General features: G+C 64.0%; 8 protein-coding genes. 3 read left to right on the top strand and 5 right to left on the bottom strand.

What is annotated here, in order from left to right; translation table 11 throughout:
• Nucleotides 1–435 (top strand): iron-sulfur cluster assembly scaffold protein (locus Q8R73_RS07640; protein WP_305718934.1); only part of this gene is annotated, 435 nt, incomplete at its 5' end.
• 143 nt (nucleotides 436–578) lie between these two features.
• Here the strand turns inward: Q8R73_RS07640 and Q8R73_RS07635 are convergent.
• Entirely contained in the window at nucleotides 579–1,418 is an 840-nt protein-coding gene (locus tag Q8R73_RS07635) for a hypothetical protein (protein ID WP_305718935.1), read from the bottom strand.
• A gap of 317 nt (nucleotides 1,419–1,735) precedes the next feature.
• Between Q8R73_RS07635 and yidD the strand changes: the two genes are divergently transcribed.
• Nucleotides 1,736–2,068, top strand: coding sequence for a membrane protein insertion efficiency factor YidD (gene yidD / locus Q8R73_RS07630; RefSeq protein ID WP_305718933.1), 333 nt, complete (start codon nucleotides 1,736–1,738; stop codon nucleotides 2,066–2,068).
• Nucleotides 2,069–2,083: 15 nt separating this feature from the next.
• Here the strand turns inward: yidD and Q8R73_RS07625 are convergent, their stop codons facing one another.
• Both Q8R73_RS07625 and Q8R73_RS07620 read right to left on the bottom strand, forming a co-directional pair.
• Entirely contained in the window at nucleotides 2,084–3,298 is a 1,215-nt protein-coding gene (locus Q8R73_RS07625; protein WP_305718932.1) for a hypothetical protein, read from the bottom strand.
• 2 nt (nucleotides 3,299–3,300) lie between these two features.
• Nucleotides 3,301–4,668, bottom strand: coding sequence for an APC family permease (locus Q8R73_RS07620; RefSeq protein ID WP_305718931.1), 1,368 nt, complete (start codon nucleotides 4,666–4,668; stop codon nucleotides 3,301–3,303).
• Nucleotides 4,669–5,184: 516 nt separating this feature from the next.
• Between Q8R73_RS07620 and Q8R73_RS07615 the strand changes: the two genes are divergently transcribed.
• Nucleotides 5,185–6,306: an alpha/beta hydrolase gene (locus Q8R73_RS07615; RefSeq protein WP_305718930.1), complete on the top strand. Its 1,122-nt coding sequence runs from the start codon at nucleotides 5,185–5,187 to the stop codon at nucleotides 6,304–6,306.
• A gap of 34 nt (nucleotides 6,307–6,340) precedes the next feature.
• On the opposite strand, the gene Q8R73_RS07610 is transcribed toward Q8R73_RS07615, so the two are convergent.
• Nucleotides 6,341–6,718: a hypothetical protein gene (locus tag Q8R73_RS07610; protein ID WP_305718929.1), complete on the bottom strand. Its 378-nt coding sequence runs from the start codon at nucleotides 6,716–6,718 to the stop codon at nucleotides 6,341–6,343.
• Nucleotides 6,719–6,850: 132 nt separating this feature from the next.
• Nucleotides 6,851–8,755, bottom strand: a complete 1,905-nt coding sequence (locus Q8R73_RS07605) for a caspase family protein (protein WP_305718928.1) — start codon at nucleotides 8,753–8,755, stop codon at nucleotides 6,851–6,853.
• Between the last annotated feature and the right edge of the window lie 108 nt (nucleotides 8,756–8,863).

Genomic DNA, 8,863 nt, shown 5'->3' with positions numbered 1-8,863 from the left:
TACAACAAGCGGATCATCGAACTCGCGGGCAATATTCCCCGGATCGGCCGCCTCCCCGACCCCGACGCCAGTGCCACGGCGCATTCCAAGCTGTGCGGCTCCACCGTCAAGATCGACCTCAAGATGGACGGACCGGTCGTCAGCGACTTTGCCCATGACGTGAAGGCCTGCGCGCTCGGCCAGGCCTCATCCTCGATCATGGCGCAGCACGTGGTCGGCTCGACCGCAGACGAATTGCGCGAACTGCGCGAGACCGTGCGCAGGATGCTGAAGGAAAATGGCGCGGCTCCGCAAGGCAAGTGGGCCGATATCGCCCTGCTCGAGCCGGTGCGTGACTACAAGGCGCGGCATGCCTCGACCATGCTGACCTTCGACGCCGTGGTCGACGCGATCGGCCAGATCGAGGCCAAAGCGAAACAGCCGGCTTCGGCCTGAGCCGGCTCAAGGGCCGTCATGCTCCGCCACCGGCCACGCGTGGAGCGAAACTTCAGCGCCGCGTCGTGATAAATTATTCGCTTGAGTCATTAATGTTGTTGGCCAGAAACAATGCTGCTGCCCGCGGGCTTGGTGATCCGTCGCTACTGCGCCGGGACCGCCACCACGACACCGCCGGTCGGCACCGTCGCTTCCGCCGTCTTGGTCGATTTTGGCGATGCAGCCTGAAGCTGCGTCGTCTCGGCGCTGACCGTTTCGCTCGCAAAACGATCCTGCACCGGCTTGACCGTCCGCCCGGCCACCGGAATCGCGCGCGGATCCGGAAGCAGAACCTCGGCAACCGCGTCGGTGGTAACAAGATTGGTCAGCCGCAGTTCGTCGCGGTTCAATTGGTAGAGTTCTTCCCAGGGAGGGACGCTCAGCGCCAGCGACAGCAAGTCGCCCGTGCCGCCCATATCGAAGGTGTATTTGGCGAGACGCCCGATATCGCGTTCGACGATCATCAGGTCCTGCGCCGTGTAGCTCGCGGCCCTGGCGTCCTCGGCGCGGTCGCCCATCCAGATCTGATGCACCCTGATATGCGCGCCGTCCGGCACGTAACGTGTCTTGCCGGACAGCAGCAGGAACACGCACATCGACTCGCAATAGGCTTCGGGCGCGACGCTGCCGCGCTCGCCCTGCCCGGTCAGGGTCCTGATGCTGGTGCCGACGGTGGTCAGCGCCCCGAGCGCACGCCAGCGCCGTCCGAGCGCGATGGAATCGTTGACCGAGCCACCGCTGGAATCCAGCACGATGGTGGCGCCGGCGAGTTGGCGGCCGCGCGCGAATTCGTCGAAATCCTTCGGGCTGTTCGCGGTGACGATACCGACCGCGCTGATCCAGCCGCGGCAATTCGGCTCGCAGGCAACCCAGCTGAACTTCATCGGCTGTTTGCGTTCTTCGAGGCTGCCGCCGGCATGTGCCCGGCTGCCATTCCCGGCCATGACGGCAGGCAATGCGATGCAAAGGGCAACGGCGCAGACGAGCGCCCAGCCGCCTATTCGGAGCGACTTCACGAAATTTGGTTCCTTCCCCCAAAGCCCGGTCGGACAGCGGTAACGGTACCAGTTCAACGACGATGATTCCGTCACATCGGCGTTGCAAAAAGGGTAACCTCGCGTCACATAAAGTCTATTAACTTTTGCTGCAGCGCGTGCGGTATTTTGCCCGGTGTGACTCAAATGCAATCCGTAGCCTTGCGGGTTTGGTTCCCTGCACCGGAACCGGGCAACTCGTTGCCCATCGACAAAACAGATCGCCCATGAAGCATTCAATGGATTGTTCGGACTGTGCGGGGACGCTGCAACGCCTGCCGCGCAATTTCGGCCGGGCGCTGATCTGGATCTACCGGCATACGTTTTCGCTGCTCGTCGGATACAATTGCCGCCATCTGCCGACCTGTTCGGTCTATGGCGACGAGGCTATCCAGCGTTTTGGACTGTGGGCCGGCGGCTGGATGACGCTGGCGCGGATGCTGCGCTGCCAACCCTGGGGAACTTCGGGGATCGACAATGTGCCGGGGACGGCGCCGCCCGGCGCGCGCTGGTATCTGCCATGGCGATACGGTCGCTGGCGCGGCGTCAACGGGCCCTAGCCATCTACACGCACGCTAACGCGAAAACCAGAACAGACCGCCCCTCTGCGGAACGGGCTCGGATGGTCGAGGCTGCCGGGGCCGTTTCGGCCTCGGCGGCGGTTCAGCGGCCGACGTGGTCTCCTCGACAGCCGTGCCGTCCGAGGGCAGCCTGACCGATAGCAGCAGGTTGGTTTCATGCGTGCGCCAGCGATAGCCGATGCCGAAATCGATCGGCTGGCTGCGCCGGAACAACTCGGCATAGGCCGGCTGGTACCTGCCGGGAAATTCCCCGATCGGACCGAGGTAGCGGCCGAACGGAAAAAACCGCCATTGCTTCCGATCGTAATCCGCGAGCGGCACGCCGGAATCGTCCTGAATGATGGTGGCGCTGTTGGCGAGAATGAAGTCGCGAACGGTGGTGAAGTTGCCGGAGTGCAAGAGATAGGACGCGCTCTTGATCAGGCTGTTGCCGGGCGCCAGCGTGGCGCAGAATTTCAGAAAGCCGGAAACCTTGACGCCGCTGTTCGACAGGTCGGTCGAGAAATAATACAGCGTCTTCTCGGCGCCATCGCTGCCGGCGAACAGGATGCGGACACCCTTCGTCGCGTTGGGCCCCGGATTCTCATTGGCGAAATACGCAGCCCCCTTGTCGTCGAGTGCGATCGGGCTGACCTCGCGAATGGTCTTTCCCGAGCGCGCCAGGAACACATAGAGGATCGGCAAGGTGCCGGAGAGCTGGCCGGCCTGCAGATCGGTCTTCATCTGCTTGGTGATGAAGAAGCTGAAGCTCAGGATCGAGCCGAGCGACCGCTCGATATTGTACAGCGCGGACCCGATGCCGCCCGGCGGCAACCGTGTCAGGTCGGGTACCGAACCGACCGGCTCGAGCGCGCTCAGCACATAGGTCGACGCCTTCGAATAGAACAAGTCCGCGTAGAGGAAGTCCGGACCGCTGAACATGTAGAACATGGTCGGCCGCGGCGCCGCCAGATGGGCCTCGGTCCAGTTCCGGATTTTCGAAAGCTGACGCTGCTCGAGCTGTGCGAACGCGTTGTCGAAGAATTTGGCGTGGCGCTGCCACGAAGGGCTTCTCGTCAAGGGCGTCAGTGGCGAATCGGCTGAAGGCGCCATGCCGGCGAGGAAACGCGCGGTATCATCGGCGGTCGGGGCATCGGCGGCGCGCGCCGGCAGTGTCGCCGCGAGCAACATGACGGCTGCCAGCGCCGTTATTTTCACGGTCTGAAGCATCGCTATGCGCGGTTCTGCGGTGCGGCGCCGCGACCGGCCCGCTTGCGGAAAACCGCGTAAATCACCAGGCCCGAAATCATGATCAAGACACCCAGGAACGACTGCACCGGCCGTTGCGTCAAGAGATAGTACATCATGAAGCCGGTCACGAGCAGGAAAACCACCGGGGTGACCGGGTATCCCCAGGCCCGATAGGGCCGCGGCAGATCGGGCCGGGTGATGCGCAGCTTGATGACGCCGAGCACGGTGAAAAACGAGCAGAACAACAGCGCGAACTGGATGAAATCGAGCACCGCCTCGAAGCTGCGGGTGAACAGCATCAGGCTGGCCACCGCGAGCTGGAACAGGATCGCCCAGGCCGGCGCGCCCTGGGTCGATTTGCGCGAGAACACCCGCAACGACGGAATGTCCTCGCCCATGGTCATCATCACGCGCGGGCCGATCCACATCATCGCGCTGATCGAGGAAATCAGCCCGATGCAGATCATGGCGCCGACGATACGACCGCCGAACTCGCCGAAGATGTGGGTGCCGGAGATGCGGGCGACATCGAGCTGCCCGGCCAGTTCGCCAACCGGCGCGGTGTAGAGGAACACAGCGTTCAGCGCGACATACAGCACGAGCACGATCAACGTTCCCGCCAGCATCGCCCGCGGCAGATTTCGCTCGGGGTCGTGCATTTCGCCGATGATGTAGGTCGCGGCATTCCAGCCCGAGAACGAATACATCACGAACACCAGGCCGATCGCGAACGGCGCGCTGGTGATATAGCCGAAGTCGGAAACCGAGGGTGAGAACGTGACCGGCTGCGGGGTGCCGATGGCAAATCCGGCCGCCAGGAACGCCACGATCAGCACCACTTTCAGGATGGTCGCGATCAATTGAAAGGTGCCGGAGTGCCTGAGCCCGGCGAGTTGCACCAGTGACACCAGCCAGACCACGCCGAGCGCGAGCGCCAGCGGCGGAGCGTCCGGCAGCACCGATTTGCCGTACTCGCCGAACGCCATCGCGGCCAGCGCCACGGGGGCGGCGAAACCGATCGTCGCCGAGACCCAGCCCGCGACAAATCCGAAGGCCGGGTGGTACGCCCGGGTCAGGAAATTATATTCGCCGCTCGAGCGCGGAAACATCGCACCGAGTTCGCTGTAGGCAAACACCCCGCACAGCGCCACGACGCCGCCGACCACCCACAGCAAGAGGATCGAAAAGCCCGACGGGATGTCCTTGACCTGAAAACCGAGGCTGGTGAAGACCCCGACTCCGACCATGTCGGCCACCACGATGGCGGTGGCCACAAGGACCGAAACGCCCGAACCGCTGGCGGGACGCCGGCCAGGCAATGCCGTGCTTCCCGTCTCTGATGCCGCCATATCGGTCCACGCCCTTGGCCCAGCCGCCTGTGTTCCTCATCGTGCAGGCTGCACCGCGTCAATTCAAGCAGTGTTAACAATGATTTAAATCGCGGTCGAATTTGGTATTTAAATACCTCCAAGACCTTTCGCGGGCCGTCGACAGCCCGTAACATTGCGCAAGTAGATCGCGCCTCACAATCGCGACACGATTTCGTGTTCTTTGGGGCATCGGGGACCGGGGAGTTTTTCCGGAAGCTTAACGTCACCTCAACGCGAGCTGACATACGCCAATTGCAGGCGGATATTGGGGCAAGTGGGTGGATGGTCGGGGCGCATCCAGAACAGCATGAGGTTGCGGGCCAGGTGATTTCACAAAGCGTGATTTCACAGGACGTGCCTGATGCGTCTCCGTATCGGCAGAGTCCGGCTCACCACGGCGCCGGTTCGCAGCGATGGCGCTGGATTGCCCTCGTCTCCGTCTTCGTGCCGCTGTCATTCCTGCTGGTTCAGTGCGGCAAGGCCCCGAGCGCCGGCATGCTCGCAGCCAATGCCCATGCCTCGGCGGCAGACAGTTTCGAGGACCGGTTTCCGGCCCCGACGTTCCGGGATCGCTTTCCGGAAACCAGCGAGAACCTGGCGCCGCGGCAGCCGACCTCCGCCGCTCCGCGCGAACGCAGCGCACAGACAGAGCCCGCGCCCTATCGCGTGGCCTCGCTGGCGCCCACGGTGCCGCATCAGCGTCCGGCCCGGGAAGAGCAGACCGTGCTGGTCGGCCTGAAATCCTCGGCCTTCCCCTATCTCGGCAACAATCCGCGTACCGACGAGCCGTTCCTGAACATTTCCAATGGCGAACGCCGCGGTCATCGCAACTATAGCGGCCGGGTCTTCTGGCAGGACGAAACCTACAGCGACAGCCGCACGCTGATGCACGTGCCGGAGCATTTCGACACCAGAAAACCGGGGGTCATCGTAGTATTCTTCCACGGCCATGGCGCGACGCTGGAACGCGACGTGCGCGACCGCCAGCGGGTACCGCAACAGATTTCGGATTCCGGCGTCAACGCGGTGCTGCTGGCGCCGCAGCTTGCGGTCGATGCCGCCGATTCCAGCGCCGGCAAGTTCTGGCAGCCCGGCGGGCTCAAGCGCTTTGTCGCGGAGTCGGCCGAACACCTCGCCCGGCTCTCCGGCGATCCCCGCGCCGCCAGGACCTTCGCCAACATGCCCGTCATCATCGTCGGCTACAGCGGCGGCTTCATGCCGGCGGCCTGGAGCCTCGAGGTCGGAGGCCTCGGCAATCGGGTGCGCGGCGTATTCCTGCTCGATGCCGTGTATGGCGAGCTCGACAAATTCGCATCCTGGATCGTCAACAACCGCACCGGCTTCTTTGTCAGCGCCTATACCCGTTCCACCCGGCGTCACGAGCAGGCACTCATCGCGATGTTGAAGGAAAAGGACATCGCGATATCGGAGGATATGGACACACCGCTGCGTCCCGGCAGCGTGGTGTTCCTGGAGACGCCCGAGGGCGTGACGCATCGCGACTACGTCATGCGCGCCTGGACCGACCATCCGGTCAAGGACGTGCTGGTCAAGATGGCGGCAACACCGTCGCTGACACGGGTGGCGGCAAGCGCGCCATCATCCGCCGGCCGTTGATCGGCGCGAGGCTCTCGCCCGCCGCCGTCGTGATTTAACGCGCCGCCGGTTCCGGCGGCTTGGCCGGCTTGGGAAGCTTCTCGGCGAAACTGTTGAAGCACTTCAGCCGCCCGTCTTCCTCCTTGAAAGCGGTGCAGTCGGTGACGGCTTTCGGAGCGGGCACCCTGGCCTTCGGCTTGGGCGGGAAGATGGCATCGAAGCAATCCAGCCGCTCCTTGGTTTCATCGTCGATGTCGAGACAGGCCACCATCCTGACGGGGATCGACTGCGGCTTCGCCTTCGGCTCTTTCGGTGCTGCGTCCTTCGGCTTGATCTGGACCAGCGGCTTGCCGCCGACGGTCGGCGGCGGCTTGTCCTGCGCAAAGGCAGCGGAGGAACAAAGGATCAAAGCCAGCGCCAGTACTTTTATCATGTCACTTCACCCCTCTTGCCCGACCACACAACGCCCCCTCGGGATGGCAGTGTGGTATCGGAAAAACACCACTTGGCAAAATATCCCCTGGCAAATTTCCTCGGGATTGAGGCTTATTGGCGAACATTTTTCTCACTTGTTCACAAAGAAGAAGTCCTCGCGCCCCGGCAGCGAGCCATAGGTGTAGGGCTCCTGCCGCCCGGCCGTGGCCTCCATCACGTCGTCACGGACCAGGCGGAACAGCTTGTTGATCTCCACCCCCGGGGTTGCAATCCGCTGCACCACGGCGACCGCGAACGGGGAATTTTCGCCCTCGCCGTCGAGCGCGGTCTGTCCATGCTTGGCGGCATAGACCACCAGCGAGGCGCCCTGCACCTTCAATTCGCCTAGGCCCTTGCCGAGCGACCTCGTTCGCGTGCTCCTTGTGCCCTCGTTCGACGGACTGGTCGCAACCGGAATCGGTGCCGGCGATGCCGCCGCCGCGGCGTTCGCAAACGGGTTGTCGCGGCAGGCATCGAGCACGACGAGTTTCAGCTTCTTCGCCCCGTCGATCGCCGCCATCACCTGGTCGAGCGGCATCGCTTCGAACAGCACGTCGCGGTCGGAGGCGAGTTTGGCGTCCACCGGGATCAGGTAATTGACGCCGTTCACCTCGATGCCATGTCCCGCATAATACACCACCGCCCAGTCCGCCTTGTCGGAAGCTGCGGCGAAGGTGCGTAGCGCCTCGATCATCTTGTCGCGCGATGCATCGACGGCCGTCGTAACATCGTCAAAGCCGACGGCGCGCAAGGCCGCCGCCATTTTTTGCGCGTCGCGGCGCGGATTCTCGAGCGCTGTAACCGACTTGTAGGCGGAGTTGCCGATGATCAGCGCGGCACGGCGGCCCTGCTTTGCCGCGGTCGCTTTCGCCACGGCGGGGGCCACCACGGGCGCGGCCACCGCGAGCGTCGGCACCGACGTCGGGGACGATGCCCGGCTGGGCACCGGAAGGATCTTCGGCTGCGGCGCACCCGACGCAAGGGCCGCCAGCCGCGCTTCCGCGGTTTCGCGGGCTGACTTGGAAATATCGCCGCGGCCGGAATTTTCGCTGACCGACAGCGCGGTGCGAAATTCGGACTTGGCGCGCTCGAAATCGCCCATGCGCTCGAAGGTCAGGCCGAGGCCTGTGTAAGCCGGCGCAAAATCGGACTCGAAGCGAATCGCCTGGTTGAAATTGGACAGCGCGCTGTCGTAGTCGCCCATGTAGCGCAGCGTCTCGCCGCGCAGCGTCAGGCCGAGCGCAACGCCGGGACCGCCGGCATAGAGCTCGATGGCGCGATTTTGGTCCTGCAGCGCCCGCTCCAGATTGCCGGTGAGCCGCCAGGCGTCGCCGCGATTGGCGTAGTATTTGGCATTTTTCGGCGCGAGCCTGATCGCGACGCTGGAATCGGCCGTCGACTTCTCGTATTCGCCCATCGATTTCAGGATCAGCGCGCGGTTGTTGTAGGCCGATGCCCGGTAAGGGTCGTTGTTGATCAGTGCGATCGATCGGTTGATGTCGGCGATGGCCGCGGCGTAATCGCCCTTGTCGCGATTCATGTTGGCGCGCTGGTTATAGACTGCGGGGTCGCGCGGCATGATCGCGGCGGCCTCGTTCAGCACGGCGATGCCGCGGTCGAAATCGCCTCGGCAATGCTGCCAGTAGAACGAAATCCACAGGTGTATGTCGTAGTAGGCCGAACTCTTCTTCGACGGCGAGAGGTCCCGGGCGCGGTTCAGATCCTCGATCGCGGGATCGCATTTATTCTGGTTCAGAAGCGCCTGCGCGCGATAGGACAGCGCCAGCGCAAGCTGCGCCGCTGACCGGCCGGTGTCGATTGCAAGGGTGCAGGCCGCGACCCGGTCGTCCAGCTCGCTGACGCTCTTGATCGCACCGACCTTGCAGCCGGTGCTGCGCGCCTTGGCCGTGGCCCGGTCCGCCGCCGCCAGGGTGATGCCGCCAACCGCCAGCATGACCACCGCGGAACGCGCCGCGAACTTCCAGTTCCCCACCACGATGGCCCCTTGCCAAGTCCCGGGGCGACAAAAGCATGCGGGATCGACCTTGTCACGGTGGCGGCTCGTGGAACCGCACTTTACCTGTTCAGCGCGTAGCCGGCCTGG

Origin of the sequence: Bradyrhizobium sp. (genome assembly GCF_030697065.1) — a bacterium.
Taxonomy (GTDB): Bacteria; Pseudomonadota; Alphaproteobacteria; order Rhizobiales; family Xanthobacteraceae; genus Bradyrhizobium.
This window is presented reverse-complemented; position numbering and strand designations above follow the sequence as displayed.

Excerpts from the sequence above, each read along its gene's own strand:
- Q8R73_RS07615 (WP_305718930.1), top strand. The coding sequence starts at position 5,185 with ATGCTCGCAGCCAATGCCCATGCCTCGGCGGCAGACAGTTTCGAGGAC.
- Q8R73_RS07625 (WP_305718932.1), bottom strand. The coding sequence starts at position 3,298 with ATGCTTCAGACCGTGAAAATAACGGCGCTGGCAGCCGTCATGTTGCTC.
- Q8R73_RS07635 (WP_305718935.1), bottom strand. The coding sequence starts at position 1,418 with ATGGCCGGGAATGGCAGCCGGGCACATGCCGGCGGCAGCCTCGAAGAA.
- Q8R73_RS07620 (WP_305718931.1), bottom strand. The coding sequence starts at position 4,668 with ATGGCGGCATCAGAGACGGGAAGCACGGCATTGCCTGGCCGGCGTCCC.
- Q8R73_RS07610 (WP_305718929.1), bottom strand. The coding sequence starts at position 6,718 with ATGATAAAAGTACTGGCGCTGGCTTTGATCCTTTGTTCCTCCGCTGCC.
- yidD (WP_305718933.1), top strand. The coding sequence starts at position 1,736 with ATGAAGCATTCAATGGATTGTTCGGACTGTGCGGGGACGCTGCAACGC.